This window comes from Actinomadura terrae (genome assembly GCF_022751215.1).
Taxonomy (GTDB): domain Bacteria; phylum Actinomycetota; class Actinomycetes; order Streptosporangiales; family Streptosporangiaceae; genus Spirillospora; species Spirillospora terrae.
Map to the genome: position 1 here is coordinate 1,609,683 of NZ_JAICDG010000001.1, position 14,009 is coordinate 1,623,691.

At 73.4% G+C, this 14,009-nt stretch carries 16 protein-coding genes and 1 riboswitch; of the genes, 13 read left to right on the forward strand and 3 right to left on the reverse strand.

The window, feature by feature from the left end; all coding sequences use genetic code 11:
* Nucleotide 1 precedes the first annotated feature (1 nt).
* The 9 genes from rpe (at nt 2) to K2F47_RS07225 (ending at nt 6,742) form a co-directional block, all read left to right on the forward strand.
* Nucleotides 2–673 carry a ribulose-phosphate 3-epimerase gene (gene rpe, locus K2F47_RS07185; protein ID WP_242901964.1) on the forward strand — a complete coding sequence of 224 codons (672 nt, stop codon included), beginning with the start codon at nt 2–4 and terminating at the stop codon, nt 671–673.
* Nucleotides 670–1,302: an HAD-IA family hydrolase gene (locus K2F47_RS07190; RefSeq protein ID WP_242901965.1), complete on the forward strand. Its 633-nt coding sequence runs from the start codon at nt 670–672 to the stop codon at nt 1,300–1,302. The genes rpe and K2F47_RS07190 overlap by 4 nt, the downstream gene beginning before the upstream one ends.
* A 113-nt stretch (nt 1,303–1,415) precedes the next feature.
* A riboswitch (FMN riboswitch) is annotated at nt 1,416–1,544 on the forward strand.
* A 73-nt stretch (nt 1,545–1,617) separates the two neighbouring features.
* Entirely contained in the window at nt 1,618–2,241 is a 624-nt protein-coding gene (locus K2F47_RS07195; RefSeq protein ID WP_242901966.1) for a riboflavin synthase, read from the forward strand.
* Nucleotides 2,238–2,879 carry a nicotinamide riboside transporter PnuC gene (gene pnuC / locus K2F47_RS07200; protein WP_242901967.1) on the forward strand — a complete coding sequence of 214 codons (642 nt, stop codon included), beginning with the start codon at nt 2,238–2,240 and terminating at the stop codon, nt 2,877–2,879. The genes K2F47_RS07195 and pnuC overlap by 4 nt, the downstream gene beginning before the upstream one ends.
* A gap of 24 nt (nt 2,880–2,903) precedes the next feature.
* Complete coding sequence (locus K2F47_RS07205) at nt 2,904–4,130, forward strand: bifunctional 3,4-dihydroxy-2-butanone-4-phosphate synthase/GTP cyclohydrolase II (protein ID WP_272496750.1); 1,227 nt, start codon at nt 2,904–2,906, stop codon at nt 4,128–4,130.
* Entirely contained in the window at nt 4,127–4,630 is a 504-nt protein-coding gene (ribH, locus tag K2F47_RS07210; RefSeq protein WP_156220983.1) for a 6,7-dimethyl-8-ribityllumazine synthase, read from the forward strand. Before K2F47_RS07205 ends, ribH begins: the two co-directional genes overlap by 4 nt.
* A gap of 115 nt (nt 4,631–4,745) precedes the next feature.
* Nucleotides 4,746–5,621, forward strand: coding sequence for an ATP phosphoribosyltransferase (hisG, locus tag K2F47_RS07215; RefSeq protein ID WP_242901968.1), 876 nt, complete (start codon nt 4,746–4,748; stop codon nt 5,619–5,621).
* Nucleotides 5,614–6,060 carry a PH domain-containing protein gene (locus K2F47_RS07220; protein WP_242901969.1) on the forward strand — a complete coding sequence of 149 codons (447 nt, stop codon included), beginning with the start codon at nt 5,614–5,616 and terminating at the stop codon, nt 6,058–6,060. The genes hisG and K2F47_RS07220 overlap by 8 nt, the downstream gene beginning before the upstream one ends.
* A 97-nt stretch (nt 6,061–6,157) precedes the next feature.
* On the forward strand, nt 6,158–6,742 hold the full coding sequence (locus K2F47_RS07225) for a Uma2 family endonuclease (protein ID WP_242901970.1): 585 nt from the start codon (nt 6,158–6,160) through the stop codon (nt 6,740–6,742).
* Between the two features lie 7 nt (nt 6,743–6,749).
* Here the strand turns inward: K2F47_RS07225 and K2F47_RS07230 are convergent, their stop codons facing one another.
* The 3 genes from K2F47_RS07230 to K2F47_RS07240 are packed head-to-tail and all read right to left on the reverse strand — an operon-like array spanning nt 6,750 to nt 10,094.
* Nucleotides 6,750–7,385: a hypothetical protein gene (locus K2F47_RS07230; protein ID WP_242901971.1), complete on the reverse strand. Its 636-nt coding sequence runs from the start codon at nt 7,383–7,385 to the stop codon at nt 6,750–6,752.
* Nucleotides 7,382–8,797, reverse strand: a complete 1,416-nt coding sequence (locus K2F47_RS07235) for a selenium-binding family protein (protein ID WP_242901972.1) — start codon at nt 8,795–8,797, stop codon at nt 7,382–7,384. Before K2F47_RS07235 ends, K2F47_RS07230 begins: the two co-directional genes overlap by 4 nt.
* 10 nt (nt 8,798–8,807) lie before the next feature.
* Nucleotides 8,808–10,094 carry a sulfite oxidase gene (locus K2F47_RS07240; RefSeq protein ID WP_242901973.1) on the reverse strand — a complete coding sequence of 429 codons (1,287 nt, stop codon included), beginning with the start codon at nt 10,092–10,094 and terminating at the stop codon, nt 8,808–8,810.
* Between the two features lie 108 nt (nt 10,095–10,202).
* On the opposite strand from K2F47_RS07240, the gene K2F47_RS07245 reads away from it, so the two are divergent.
* From K2F47_RS07245 to K2F47_RS07260, 4 genes are read left to right on the forward strand one after another with little or no spacing between them, the layout of a single operon-like run.
* Nucleotides 10,203–11,129, forward strand: coding sequence for an AAA family ATPase (locus K2F47_RS07245; protein WP_242901974.1), 927 nt, complete (start codon nt 10,203–10,205; stop codon nt 11,127–11,129).
* The gene (locus tag K2F47_RS07250; RefSeq protein ID WP_242901975.1) at nt 11,122–12,234 is read left to right on the forward strand and encodes a vWA domain-containing protein; all 1,113 of its coding nucleotides are present in this window, start codon (nt 11,122–11,124) and stop codon (nt 12,232–12,234) included. Before K2F47_RS07245 ends, K2F47_RS07250 begins: the two co-directional genes overlap by 8 nt.
* An 11-nt stretch (nt 12,235–12,245) precedes the next feature.
* Nucleotides 12,246–13,370 carry an XdhC family protein gene (locus tag K2F47_RS07255; RefSeq protein ID WP_242901976.1) on the forward strand — a complete coding sequence of 375 codons (1,125 nt, stop codon included), beginning with the start codon at nt 12,246–12,248 and terminating at the stop codon, nt 13,368–13,370.
* A gap of 18 nt (nt 13,371–13,388) precedes the next feature.
* The gene (locus tag K2F47_RS07260) at nt 13,389–13,991 is read left to right on the forward strand and encodes a nucleotidyltransferase family protein (protein WP_242901977.1); all 603 of its coding nucleotides are present in this window, start codon (nt 13,389–13,391) and stop codon (nt 13,989–13,991) included.
* Nucleotides 13,992–14,009 lie beyond the last annotated feature (18 nt).

Below are 14,009 nucleotides of genomic sequence, written 5' to 3' on the forward strand. Positions count from 1 at the left end.
CATGGCTCCGCAGATCTCACCCAGCATCCTGTCCGCCGACTTCGCCCGTCTCGCCGACGATGTCGCGCTCATCGCCGACGCGGCCGACTGGGTCCACGTCGACGTCATGGACAACCACTTCGTGCCCAACCTGACCCTCGGCCTGCCGGTCGTCGAGGCGCTGCTCAAGCACAGCGCCCTGCCGCTCGACTGCCACCTCATGATCGAGGACCCCGACCGCTGGGCGCCCCAGTACGCCGAGGCGGGCGCGGGCAGCGTCACGATCCACGCCGAGGCCGCCAAGGCCCCGATCCGGACGCTCCGCGCCATCCGCGCGGCGGGCGCGCGCGCCGGGCTGGGCGTCAACCCCGCGACGCCCGTCGAGGGCCTCGAAGACCTGCTGGGCGAGATCGACATGCTGCTGCTCATGACCGTCGAGCCGGGCTTCGGCGGCCAGAAGTTCCTGGACGTCGTGCTCCCGAAGATCCGCCGCGCCCGCGCCCTCATCAAGGACCGCGACCTGCCCGTCTGGCTCCAGGTCGACGGCGGCGTCAGCGCGGAGACGATCGAGCGCTGCGCCGAGGCCGGGGCCGACGTGTTCGTCGCGGGCAGCGCCGTCTACGGCGCCGACGACCCCGCCGAGGCCGTCCGGGCCCTCCGGAACCAGGCGGCGGCCGCGGGGGGCGGGGAGTGATCCTCTCCTGCCGCGCCGTCCTCTTCGACGTGGACGGCACGCTCGTCGACTCCACCCCGTTGATCGAGAGCGCCGCCCGCGAGTGGGCCGCCGAGTACGGCATCGACCCCGACGTGTACCTGGAGGGCTCGCACGGCCGCCGCACCAGCGACCGCGTCGCCGACTTCCTCCCGGCGGAGGAGGTGCGCGCCGCCACCGCGCGCCTGGACGAGCTGGAGGCCGCCCGCAGCGACGGCATCACCGCGCTCCCCGGCGTCCACGACCTCCTCGCGTCCATGAACGGCCTGCCCTGGGCGATGGTCACCTCCATGGACCGGGAGCAGCTCGCCGTCCGCACCCGCGTGGCCGGGGTCCCGCTGCCGGACGTCGTCGTCACCGCCGAGGACGTCGTGCTGGGCAAGCCCGACCCGTCCGGCTACCTGCTGGCCGCCGAGCGCCTCGGCGTGGACCCCTCCGGCTGCCTCGTCTTCGAGGACGCGCCCGCGGGCGTCGCCGCCGGACGCGCCGCCGGGGCCACCGTCGTGGCCGTGACCACCAGCCACCCCGCCGAGGCGCTGGCCTCGGCCCACCACACCGTCCAGGACCTCTCCCGGGTCACCTCCGCCCCCGGCGGCCTCCGCATCGCCTGACCGGGACCGCATGCCGCAGAACAAGCGAACGCTTGTTCGACCACATGCGGCCGTGGCGTTCCTCACATCGGAACGGGAATGGGCGGCGTGGCACACTGGTTGCCAAGCAGTGCACGCGTGCTCCGGGGTCGGTGCAATTCCGAACCGGCGGTGACAGTCCGCGACCCGGCCGAAGCCATCGGCCGGTTGACCCGGTGGAACTCCGGGACCGACGGTGAAAGTCCGGATGGGAGGCAGCGCGCCGTACGCCCCTGCATTGGGGCGCTGTTTCGCCACACGCACGTCCCCCGGAGCCTTACCTAGGAGGCCCGGGAGATGTTCACCGGCATCGTCGAGGAACTCGGCGAGATCGTGGCGATCGAGCACGACGGCGACTCGGCCGTCCTCACCATCCGCGGCCCGCTGGTCACGCGGGACGCCGTGCACGGCGCGTCGATCGCCGTCAACGGCGTCTGTCTCACCGTCGTGGACGTCAAGGGCGACGCCTTCACCGCCGACGCCATGAAGGAGACGCTCGACAGGTCCGGCCTCGGCGCGCTCGCCGCGGGCTCCCCGGTCAACCTGGAGCGGCCCGTCCGGCTGTCGGACCGGCTCGGCGGCCACCTCGTCCAGGGCCACGTGGACGGCGTCGGCGAGATCCTCTCCCGCGAGCCCGGCGAGCGCTGGGACGTCGTCACGATCTCCCTCCCCGCCCACCTGAGCCGCTACGTGGTCGACAAGGGCTCCATCACCGTGGACGGCATCAGCCTCACCGTCGTCGAGGCCGGGACCGACCGCTTCAGCGTCGCGCTCATCCCCACCACGCTCTCCCTCACCACGCTCGGCCACAAGAAGCCCGGCGACCCGGTGAACCTCGAAGCCGACGTCGTCGCCAAGTACGTCGAGCGGCTCATCGGCGACCGGGCGCTCGGCGAGAGAACGGTCGGTGACCCGACATGAACTGGCTCAACGCGGACTTCTCCCTGTTCGGCGAGCACATCCTCTGGACCGACCTCATCGGCAACATCCTGTCCCTCGCCGTCGTGTGGCTCGCCATGCGCAAGACGCTCTGGACGTGGCCCGTCCAGCTCACGGGCGCGCTGCTGCTGCTCGCCGCGTCCCTGCACGCGCACGTCCCCGGCAACGCCCTCAAGCAACTCCTCTTCTGCGTGCTCGCCCTCTTCGGCTGGGCCATGTGGACCCGGGGCCGCCGCCAGGAGCGCGGCCTCGTCGTCCGGCAGGCGACGCTCCGCGAACGCGCCGTGCTCCTCACCGCCCTCGCCGCCGGGACGGTCGTCGTCGCCGAGCTGTTCATCCACCTGGACTGGCTGAAGGTCGCCTGGTCCCCGTGGGCGAACGCCTACATCTTCGTCGGCAGCGCGGTCGCGACGTTCGCGCAGAGCCGCGCCCTCGTCGACTTCTGGGTCATCTGGGTACTCGTCGACCTCGTCGGCGTGCCGCTGGCCCTCAACTCCGGGCTGTACGTCTCCGGCGCCGTCTACGGGATCTTCTTCGTGATGGTGATCGCCGGGTTCAGGAACTGGCTCAGGGAGTCCCGGGACGTCCGGGCCCCCCACAACAAGGCGGTGACCGCGTGAGCGGCCCCTATGACGGGACACATGATGAGCGGTAACGACGACGGGATCTTCGACTCCATCGAGGCGGCGGTCGCCGACATCGCGGCGGGCCGTGCCGTCGTGGTGGTCGACGACGAGGACCGCGAGAACGAGGGCGACATCATCTTCGCCGCCGCGAAGGCGACGCCGGAGCTGCTGACGTTCACGATCCGGCACACCAGCGGCGTGATCTGCGTCCCGATGACGGGCGCGGACCTGGACCGGCTCCAGATCCCCCTGATGACGTCGCAGAACAACGAGCACATGCGCACCGCCTACACCATCAGCGTGGACGCCCGCGACGGCGTGACCACCGGCATCTCCGCCGCCGACCGCGCCAGGACGATCCGCACCCTCTGCGACCCGGCGACCGAGCCCCCCGAGCTGGTCCGCCCCGGGCACATCTTCCCCCTGCGCTACCGCGAGGGCGGCGTCCTGCGCCGCCGCGGCCACACCGAGGCCGCCGTCGACCTCGCGCGGATGGCCGGGCTCGCCCCCGCGGGCGTCCTCGCCGAGGTCGTCAACGACGACGGCACGATGGCGCGGCTGCCGGAACTCCAGGTGTTCGCCAAGGAGCACGGCCTGAAGCTGATCTCCATCGAGGCGCTCGCCGAGTACCGCAGGCGCACCGAGTCCATGGTCACCCGCGTCGTGGAGACCCGCGTCCCCAACCGGTTCGGGACGTGGCGCGCCGTCGGCTTCGCCAGCGCCGTGGACGGCGGCGAGCACGTCGCGCTCGTCCTCGGCGACGTCGAGGACGGCGAGGACGTCCTGGTCCGCGCCCACTCCGAATGCCTCACCGGCGACGTCCTGCACTCCGAGCGCTGCGACTGCGGCCCCCAGCTCGACGCCGCCATGGAGCGGATCTCGCGCGAGGGGCGCGGCGTCGTGCTGTACCTGCGCGGCCACGAGGGACGCGGCATCGGCCTGCTCGCCAAGCTCCGCGCCTACGCCCTCCAGGACAAGGGCTCCGACACCGTCGACGCCAACCTGGAGCTGGGCCTGCCCGCCGACGCGCGCGAGTACTCCAACGCGGCCCACATGCTGCGCGACCTCGGCGTCCGCTCCGTCCGGGTGCTCACCAACAACCCGGCCAAGCTGAGGGGCCTGGAGGGCTTCGGCCTGGACGTGCGGGGCCGCGAGACCATGCCGGTCGTCGTCACCGACCACAACCGGCGCTATCTGACGGTCAAGCGCGACCGTCTCGGACACCGGATCGAGGGACTGACATGAGCGGCGCCGGACGCCCCGAGGACGCCACCGTGGAGGCCGCCGGGCTCACGCTCGGCGTCGCCTGCACCCGCTGGCACGCCCAGATCACCGACCAGCTCCTGGAACGTGCCCTCGCCGCCGCCAAGGCATGCGGCGTGGACGAGCCCGTCGTCGTCCGCGTCGCCGGGGCCCTGGAGCTGCCCGTCGTCGCCCAGCAGCTCGCCCGCGACCTCGACGCCGTCGTCGTCCTCGGCGCCGTCGTCCGGGGGCAGACCGCCCACTTCGACTACGTCTGCGACTCCGTCACCTCCGGTGTGACCCGTGTCGCGCTCGACGAGGCGACTCCGGTGGGCAACGGGGTGCTCACATGTGACACCATTGAGCAGGCACTGGACCGCAGCGGGCTGCCCGACAGCCACGAGGACAAGGGATGGGAGGCGACCGTGGCCGCACTCGACACGGCACTGACCCTGAGGGGTCTGCGGCATCACGGTCACGCCGGGCACGTCCTGGAGCATTGATCGCGGGGCACGGGGGCCCGAGCGCCCCCGACCGACCCGCGCCACCGGGCTCCTGAGACGACCGGGGCTCCTGAGACGACCGGTCTCCGTCCGCATCCATCCGAAAGGCTTTTCCGTGCTGTCACTCGTCCTGCCCAAGGGGTCGCTGGAGAAGGCGACCCTCGCGCTGTTCGACGCCGCCGACCTCACCGTCCGGCGCGCCTCGGACCGCGACTACCGCGCCTCCATCGACGACCCCCGCATCGACCGGGTGCGGGTCCTGCGCCCGCAGGAGATCCCGACCTACCTCGAACAGGGCCTGTTCGACCTCGGCATCACCGGCCGCGACTGGATCACCGAGACCGACTCCGACGTGGTCAGCCTCGGCGAGCTCCAGTACTCCAAGGCGACCTCCAACCCGGTCCGGGTGATCATGGCGGTGCCCGAGGACGCGCCGTGGCGGCAGGTCTCCGACCTGCCGGAGGGCGTGCGGATCTCCACCGAGTTCCCCGCGATGACCCGCCGTTTCCTGGAGCGCCACGGCGTGAAGGCGACGGTGGTCCCGTCCTACGGGGCGACCGAGGCGAAGGTGCCCGACATCGTGGACGCGATCGTCGACCTCACCGAGACCGGGTCGTCGCTGCGCAAGAACGGCCTGCGTATCCTCGACACGCTGCTGACCAGCTACACCGAGCTCGTCGCCAACCGCGCCGCCTACGAGGACGAGGCCAAGCGCGCCGCCATGGAGGACGTGGCGCTGCTGCTCCAGGGCGCGATCCGCGCCCGCGGCAACGTGCTGCTCAAGCTGAACGTGGCGCAGGGCGACCTGCGCGCCGTCCTCGACATCATGCCCTCGATGTCCGCGCCGACCGTCACCTCCCTCGCGGGCGGCGACTCCAGCGCCGTGGAGTCCGTGGTCGCCAAGCGCGGCGTCAACACCCTGATCCCGGCGCTGAAGGCCGCCGGCGCCCACGACATCCTCGAAATCCCGATCTCGAAGATCGTTGACTGACGTCCCGGCCCTGCCGACCGTGTGGCGTCCCCGCGTCACCCGGATCGTCGCCTACGCCACGGCGGGCACCATCGTGCTCGGCATGATCGTGCTCGCCGTGGTCGTGGCACCGCAGTTCAAGCTGTTCGACCGGATCCTGCTGGTCGTCTTCGGCCTGTTCGTCGGCTGGATCCTGCACATGCTGGCCCGCTGCCGCGTCGCGGCCGACGCCGCGGGCCTCACGGTCGTCAACCCCTTCCGCACCCGCCGCCTCGAATGGGCCGAGGTCATCGACGTGACGATGAGCGAGGGCGAACCCTGGCCCACCCTCGACCTCGCCGACGGCACGTCCTTCGGCGCCATGGGCATCAACGGCGCCGAGAAGACCCTCGCCGCCCACCAGTTGGCCGAACTCCGCACCCTCCTCCAAACCCAAGGCGAAGCCCCCAACCCCACCTGACGGCTCCCTTAAACTTGTGGTGGTACTGAGCACTTGGCTGTGCGACAGTGAGGCCATGAGCGCTCAGAGTGTCAAGGTCGTTGCGGAAAGTGGTCACATGGATGCCGACGCGCTGCCAGACTGGGTGTTCCCCCCGCCGGGCGGCTTCACCGCCGACGACTTCCTGCGAATGAACACCCCCCGGCACACGGAGCTGATCGACGGGAGTCTCGTCTTCGTGAGCCCGCAGGAGAAGTGGCACACACGGGTCGTCCAGATGCTCGCCCATGAACTGGACCGGCAAAGCCCCGCGGACCTGCGGGCGGAGCGTGAGATGACCGTCAGGCTGGCCAAGCGGCAGGTTCCGGAGCCGGACGTGCTGCTCGTGACCGCTGAGGCGTTCGAGCGGGACGAGCCGTCCACCTACTACCTTCCCGAGGACGTCGTGCTGGTGGTGGAGGCGGTGTCACCGGAGTCCGTCGACCGTGACCGGGACACCAAGCCGCGCAAGTACGCGGCGGCCGGGATCCGGCACTTCTGGCGTGTGGAGAACGAGGACGGGAAGACGACCGCCTACGTTTACGAACTCGATCCGGCCACGCGCGCTTACGCGCTGACCGGAATCCATCACGGCGTCCTCAAGGTGACGGTGCCGTTCGACATCGAGATCGACCTTACGGCTGTGGGACGGCGCGCCCGGTAAGGGCGGGTCAGAGGGCGGTGAGGAGGGTTATGGTGCCGGCGCCTATGAGGGCGGCGGCCCAGAGGCGGTCGAGGTTGAACCAGGCGCGGCGGAGGACGGCGAGGCCGAGGATCTCGTAGACGGCGACCGCGACGATGCCCGCGACCGTGAACATCGCGAGCGTGTGGACGGCGGTGACGAACACGCCCGTCGACAGGGCGCTGCCGGAGGCGTGCAGGCCGTGGTCGTGGCCCGCGGGGGCCGTGCCCGAGGACGTCAGGACGGGCAGGAGCATCAGGCCCGCGCCGTGCACCGACGACATCAGGAACGACCAGCCGGCGAGCTGCCACAGCGAGATCCGCATGCCGACCCAGCGGAAGTGGCGCTGCGACAGCAGCCGCCACAGGCCGAAGCCGACGAGCAGCACGCCGCCGCCGATCGCGAGCGTCTGCGTCGCGAGGACCGAGCGGGTCAGCGCGACGAGGACGGCGACGGCGCCGACCGAGGCGGCGTGGCCCGCGGCGATCGCCGGGAGCGATTGCAGGACGAGGGCCCTGCTGCGCTCCTGGAGGCCGCGGGCCACCGCGAACAGCCAGCCCATCGCCGGGTTGAGGCCGTGGAAGGCGCCGAGCGCGACGAGGGCGGCGAGCGAGCCGTCGGTCACGGATAGCAGTAGGAGTCGGAGGACGCGTCGCCGCCCTGGAGGCGGGTCTGGTGGGGACGGCGGCCGCGGAACGCCTCGCCGTTCGGGAAGAAGCGCTCGTCGAGCGTGAAGCCGCTCGCGGAGGCGTCGTCGGGGTCGGAGTCGAGCTTGGCCATCCAGGCGCCGACGCCGTCGGGGTAGAACTGGTCGTCCCACGCGCCGTAGAGGGAGTTGGTGACGTAGACGCGGCGGCCGTCGCGGCTGACCTCCACCATCTGCGGGCCGCCCGACAGGGGCAGGTCGGGCGCGGCCGGGTGCACGGCCCGGCCGGTGATGCCGCCGAGGCGCACCGAGCCCGCCTCGACCGGGTTGAACGGGTCGCTGACGTCGTAGCGCTTCAGCTCGCCGGTGCCCCAGCACGAGACGTACAGCCACCGGTCGTCCACGGACAGGTCGATGTCGGTGACCAGCGGCGGGACGGCGCCGAACGGCGCGATGACGGGCGGCAGATCGGCGGCGTCGGCCGGTTCGGCGGGGATCGTGATGACCTTCTTCGCCGCCCAGCCGTCGCCGTCGCGGTGCCAGGCCCACACGGAGGCCGACAGGTCCTCGACGCTGACGACGACGCCGACGAACCCGTACTGCTTGGTGGGGTCGTGCGCGGGACGCAGCTCCAGCGCCATCTGGTGCTCGTCGCCGAGGTCGACGGTCTGGACGTGGCGGCGCTTGCGCAGGTCCCAGAAGTGCAGCGCGTGCCCGTACTTGCGGCCGAGCAGCAGTTCGCCGACGACCCCGTCCTCGATCATGGACGGGGTGCCCCACTCGGAGGTCACGAGGACGTCGTGCGCGATGTGCCACCACGCGTCGTAGGCGAAGTACTGCGGGCCCCGGTCGACCTCCCAGCGGCCGAGGACGTCGAACGAGGTGTGGTCGAGCAGGGCGATACCGCCGGGGCCGTCCTCGCCGTTCGCGCCGCCGAGCGCGGTGAGGTACAGCCCCTCGGGCCCGCAGTGGACGGTGTGCGGGCGCGAGTACCCGGCGCGCTTGGCCAGCTCGTCCGGCTCCAGGACCTTGACGATCTCGGGCGCGGTCGGGTTCTCCTTGGTGTCGATGACGTAGACCCGCGACGATCGCAGGCCCGGCACGATCAGGTAGCGGCGCTCCACGTGCGGGTGCGGCGCGTAGGGGCACAGGGCGCTGCTGCACGCGTTCCAGCCGAAGTGGTGCAGTTCGTCGCCGAGGTAGGGCAGCTCGGTCCAGCCGACGACGTCGCCGTAGGACGGCGAGCCGGGGTCGACGTCCAGCACCGCGATCGCGTCCGGCTTCTCGGCGGCGCGGTCGAACGCGGCGACGTAGGCCAGCTTCTCGGGCGGGGCGGAGACCGCGTCCCGGGGCGAGGCGTAGAACGTCGGGTCGGGCTTCCACAGTGCCATGGGTGTCCTTTCAGGCGAGGGTGACCGGGTGCCGGACGACGGCGCCGAACAGGTAGCCGAACGTGTTGAAAGGGGCGATGGGCGGCTGGGACGCGCCGGTCGCGTCGGTGGCACGTGCCAGCAGCTCGTACCGGCCCGGCGCGGACGGGCGCCACGGGAACTCCCAGCGGACCCAGCCGCTCGGGCTCGCGTGCGCGTCGTGGAGCCGGGCCCGCCGCCAGGTCCGGCCGCCGTCGACGCTGACCTCCGTCCGCCGGACCCGGCCGTTGCCCGACCACGACCGCCCGCGCAGGACGTGGACGCGCCCGGCGCGCAGCGTCGCCTCCCAGGGCAGCTCGAACGCCGCCTTGACGTTCATGCGGGTGAGCGGGGCGCTGCCCTCGGGCGGGTAGCCGGGACCGAAGAGGCGGTAGTAGCGCGTGTTCCAGGGGGAGAACAGCGGCTCGTCCGCGACCTGGATGTCGCCGAGCCACTTCACGGAGGCGATGCCCACCCACGAGGGCACGACCAGCCGGACCGGGAACCCGTGGTCGGGCGGCAGCGGCGCGCCGTTCATCTCGTAGGCCAGCAGGACGTCCTTGAGCGCCTTCGCGACGGGGAGCGGGCGCCGCACGCGGCCGAGGTTCTCGCCCTTGTCCACATAGTCAGCGTCCAACCCGCGGGGCAGGATGTCCACGGCCGCGGGGGTGAGACCCGCGCGCTCCAGGACGTCCGAGAGCCGCGCGCCGCGCCAGCGGGCGACGCCCACCGCGCCGAGCCGCCAGGGCGTGCCGGACACCTGCTGGCCCTGTTGCGCGGTGTAGAAGCCGCGCCCGTTGCCGGTGCACTCGATCGACGCGGTGTAGGTCTGCGAGGGGAGTCCGAGCAGGTCCTCGTACGTCAGCTCGACCGGGCGGTCCTCGGTGGGGGCGCCGCGCAGGCCGGTGCCCCACAGCTTGAGCCGCCACGTCCGCGCGTCGATCCGGGGCGTCGCGACGTGGTTGCGGACGAAGAACCGGTCGACGGGCGTGAGGTAGCCCTGGCCGGACATGGCCTCCCAGCGCATCTCGGCGTTGGTGCCGTGCGGGATGAACAGCTCGGGCGGGAGCGGCTTGACGATGCCCGTCGCGGGGTCCTCCGCCGCGGCCACGGCGCCCGCGGGGGCGGCGCCGATGGCGGCGCCGAGCCCGGCGCCCGCCGAGAGGCGCAGCAGCCCGCGCCGGGAGATCGATCGGACACGCTCGTAGGTCGCCTCGTCGGTCAGGTCTTGGGCCCGGCCGTCGCTGCCGGTCAGGGGCTCCCGGTCACCGAATCGCATGGGCATGATGCTGCTGAGTGACGGAACAAAAGTCAACAATCCCTACTGATTAAGATGGGTAGATCGACTGCATATGCGCCGCTTGTGCCGCTGGGTAGCCTGTTGATCGTGGGGGAGAGCGCGCCGGCGACCGCCGACCAGGTCGGTTCGCCCGCCGAACTGGCGGGCCTGCTGGAGCGGCACGCCTACCTCTGCGACGACGGGCTGGCGACGGCGTGCTTCCTCGCGCTGCGGATGGGCCGCCCGCTGTTCCTGGAGGGCGAGGCCGGGGTCGGCAAGACCGAGCTGGCCAAGACGCTCGCGCTGGTGCTCGGCGCGCCGCTGATCCGGCTCCAGTGCTACGAGGGGCTGGACGCCTCGCAGGCGCTCTACGACTGGGACTTCCCCCGCCAGCTCCTGCACCTGCGCGCCGCCGAGGCCGCCGGGGCGCGCGATGTCGCCCGGCTGGAGGGCGAGCTGTACGACCGGCGGTTCCTGCTGGCCAGGCCGCTGCTGCGGGCGCTGGAGACGACGCCGAGCGTCCTGCTGGTGGACGAGCTCGACCGCGCCGACGACGAGTTCGAGGCGTTCCTGCTGGAGGTGCTGAGCGACTTCACGATCACGGTGCCCGAGCTCGGCACGATCGCGGCCGAGCGCCCGCCGGTCGTGGTCGTCACCTCCAACCGCACCCGCGAGGTGCACGACGCGCTCAAGCGGCGCTGCCTGTACCACTGGCTGGAGCACCCGTCGTTCGACCGCGAGGTCGCGATCATCCGGCGCCGGCTGCCGGAGGCGACCGGGCGCCTCGCCGGCCGGGTCGCCCGCGCCGCGCAGCGGCTGCGCGGCGCCGACCTGCTCAAACCGCCCGGCGTCGCCGAGTCGCTGGACTGGACGCGGGCGCTGCTCGCGCTCGGCGTCCGCGACCTCGACCCGGGGACGGCGGCGGTCACGCTCGGCGCCGTCCTGAAGTACCGCGAGGACCAGCGGCGCGTGCTCGACGGCGGCCTCGACGCCCTGCTCGCGCCCAGCCTGGCGGGGGGCGACGCGGATGCGTGACGTCACCGAGACGATGGTCGGGTTCGCCAGGACGGTGCGCGCGGCGGGCGGCGGCGCGGGGCCCGAGCGCGTCCAGGCGATGATCGCGGCGCTCGACCACCTCGACGTGCTGGACGCCGCGCAGGTGTACTGGGCGGGGCGGCTGACGCTGTGCGCCGACCCCGACGACCTCGCCCGCTACGACCGCTGTTTCGCCGCCTACTTCTCTGGCGCGACGGCCCGTCCGGGGCGCCGGCCACCGCCGGTGGTGGTGCGGCGCGCGGCGCGTCCCGTCCTGGACGCCGCCGGGGAGGGGGAGCGGCCGGGCGAGCCCGAGGCGTCCGCCGCGAGCGCCGCCGAGGTGCTGCGCGACCGGGACGTGGCGCGGCTGACCGCGGCCGAGCGCGCCGAGGTGGCGCGGCTCATCGCCCTGCTGGAGGCGGGCGCCGAGCCGCGCAGGTCGCGCCGGTTCGCCCCGGCGCCCGCGGGACGCCTCGACCCCGGCCGGACGATCCGGGAGACGCTGAGGCGCGGCGGCGAGACCGCGCTGCTGCGGCACCGCGCGCACCGGACCCGCCCCCGCCGCGTCGTGCTGATCGTGGACGTCAGCGGGTCGATGAGCCCCTACGCCGACGCGCTGCTGAGGTTCGCGCACGCCGCCGCCCGCTCGGGCGGCCGGGACGTGGAGGTCTTCAGCGCCGGAACCCGGCTCACCCGGCTCACCCGCGAACTGCGGCACCGCGACCCCGACACGGCGATGGCGGCGGCGTCCGCGGCCATCCCGGACTGGAGCGGCGGCACCCGCCTCGGCGAGGAGCTGAAGGAGTTCCTCGACCGGTTCGGGCAGCGCGGCCTCGCCCGGGGCGCCGTCGTCGTGATCGCCTCCGACGGCTGGGAGCGCGGCGACGCCGCCCTGCTCGGCGACCAGATGGCCCGGCTGCGGCGGCTCGCGCACCGGGTCGTGTGGGCGAACCCGCACAAGGCGCGGCCCGGGTACGAGCCGCTGACGGCGGGGATGGCGGCGGCGCTGCCGCACGTCGACGACTTCACGTCCGGGCACAGCCTGGCGGCGCTGGAGCACCTGGCACGCCTCATCGCGGGCGGGCCGGGGACGGGCAGGAGATAAGGAGGCAGGCCTTGCGTGACGTGCTGGACGACATCGCCGGGTGGTACGCGTCGGGGGAGACGTTCGGGCTGGCGACGGTGGTGCACACCTTCCGCAGCGCGCCGCGTCCGGCGGGGGCGGCGATGGCCGTGTCGGCGGGCGGGGAGGTCGCGGGCAGCGTGTCCGGCGGCTGCGTCGAGGGCGCGGTGTACGAGCTGGCCCAGAGCGTGATCGCGAGCGGCGAGCCCGTCGTGCGGCGCTACGGGGTCAGCGACGACGACGCGTTCGCGGTCGGGCTGACCTGCGGCGGCATCCTGGACGTGCTGGTCGAGCCGGTCGGCCCCGCGACGTTCCCGGAGTTCGCGGAGGTCGCCGAGGCGATCCGGGCGCGCGAGCCGGTCGCGGTCGCGACCGTCGTCGGCGGGCCCGGACGGCTCGGCGCGCGGCGCGTCCTGTGGCGGGACCGCGCGTCCGGGTCGCTCGCGCCCGGCGAGCCCTACGCCGCCCGGCTGGACGCGGCGGTCGACGACGACGCGCGCGGCATGCTCGCCCAGGGCCTCACCGGCCCGCGGCACTACGGGCGCGAGGGCGAGCGGCGGCTGGACGACCTGACCGTGTTCGTGCACTCCTTCGCCCCGCCGCCGCGCCTGCTGGTGTTCGGCGCGATCGACTTCGCGGCGGCGGTCGCGCGGATCGGCAAGTTCCTCGGCTACCACGTGACGGTGTGCGACGCGCGGCCGGTGTTCGCGACGCCGAAGCGGTTCCCCGAGGCCGACGAGGTCGTGGTGAAGTGGCCGCACAAGTTCCTGGAGGAGACCCGCGACCTGGTCGACGAGCGGACCGCGATCTGCGTCCTCACCCACGACCCGAAGTTCGACGTGCCGCTGCTGGAGGTGGCGCTGCGCACCGGCGCCGGATACGTCGGCGCGATGGGGTCGCGCCGCACCCACGACGACCGGCTGGAGCGGCTGCGCGAGGCGGGCCTGACCCCCCGGGAGCTGGCGCGGCTGCGCTCGCCGATCGGCCTGGACCTCGGCGCCCGGACGCCCGAGGAGACGGCGGTGTCGATCGCGGCCGAACTCGTCCAGCTCCGCTGGGGCGGCTCGGGGCGGCCGCTCACCGACACCGGCGGCAGGATCCACGCCGCGGCGGGGTGAGCGGGCTACCCTCGCGGGATGACTCCGCACAGTGCCTTGAACGGTGAACCCCCCGCCGGGCTGCTGCTCGCGGCGGGGGAGGGCCGCCGGTTCGGCCGTCCGAAGGCACTGCTGGAACTGCGCGGCGAGCGCCTTGTCGACCGGGGCGTGCGGACGCTGCGGGACGCCGGCTGCTCCCCGGTCCTCGTCGTGACCGGCGCGGCGCAGGTCGAGGTGATCGGCGCGGTGGTCGTCCCGAACCCGGGCTGGCGGGAGGGCATGGGCTCGTCACTGCGCGCCGGGCTCGCCGCGCTGCCCGCGGGCTGCCCCGCCGCCGTCGTCGCGCTCGTCGACCAGCCGCTGGTCACCGCGGCGGCGATCGCGCGGCTGGTGGGGGCGTACGAGGCGGGCGCGGGGATCGCCGTGGCGACCTACGGCGGCGCGTGGCGCAACCCCGTCCTGCTGCGGGCCGAGCACTTCGCGGGGGCGGCGGACGCGGCGACCGGCGACCGGGGCGCGCGCGGCTACCTGCGCGCCCACCCGGACCTCGTCACGCCGGTGGCGTGCGACGACGTCGCCGCCCCCGACGACATCGACACCCCCGAGGACCTCGCCGCCCTCCTCGACGCGGGCCTCGGCTGAAAGCGGGCCGCCGGGCGC

What these genes read in the sequence shown, in the direction of transcription:
- K2F47_RS07195 (WP_242901966.1), top strand. Translation starts at nt 1,618, where the DNA reads ATGTTCACCGGCATCGTCGAGGAACTCGGCGAGATCGTGGCGATCGAG.
- K2F47_RS07260 (WP_242901977.1), top strand. Translation starts at nt 13,389, where the DNA reads ATGACTCCGCACAGTGCCTTGAACGGTGAACCCCCCGCCGGGCTGCTG.
- rpe (WP_242901964.1), top strand. Translation starts at nt 2, where the DNA reads ATGGCTCCGCAGATCTCACCCAGCATCCTGTCCGCCGACTTCGCCCGT.
- ribH (WP_156220983.1), top strand. Translation starts at nt 4,127, where the DNA reads ATGAGCGGCGCCGGACGCCCCGAGGACGCCACCGTGGAGGCCGCCGGG.
- K2F47_RS07240 (WP_242901973.1), bottom strand. Translation starts at nt 10,094, where the DNA reads ATGCGATTCGGTGACCGGGAGCCCCTGACCGGCAGCGACGGCCGGGCC.
- K2F47_RS07250 (WP_242901975.1), top strand. Translation starts at nt 11,122, where the DNA reads ATGCGTGACGTCACCGAGACGATGGTCGGGTTCGCCAGGACGGTGCGC.
- K2F47_RS07235 (WP_242901972.1), bottom strand. Translation starts at nt 8,797, where the DNA reads ATGGCACTGTGGAAGCCCGACCCGACGTTCTACGCCTCGCCCCGGGAC.
- pnuC (WP_242901967.1), top strand. Translation starts at nt 2,238, where the DNA reads ATGAACTGGCTCAACGCGGACTTCTCCCTGTTCGGCGAGCACATCCTC.
- K2F47_RS07205 (WP_272496750.1), top strand. Translation starts at nt 2,904, where the DNA reads ATGAGCGGTAACGACGACGGGATCTTCGACTCCATCGAGGCGGCGGTC.
- K2F47_RS07225 (WP_242901970.1), top strand. Translation starts at nt 6,158, where the DNA reads ATGGATGCCGACGCGCTGCCAGACTGGGTGTTCCCCCCGCCGGGCGGC.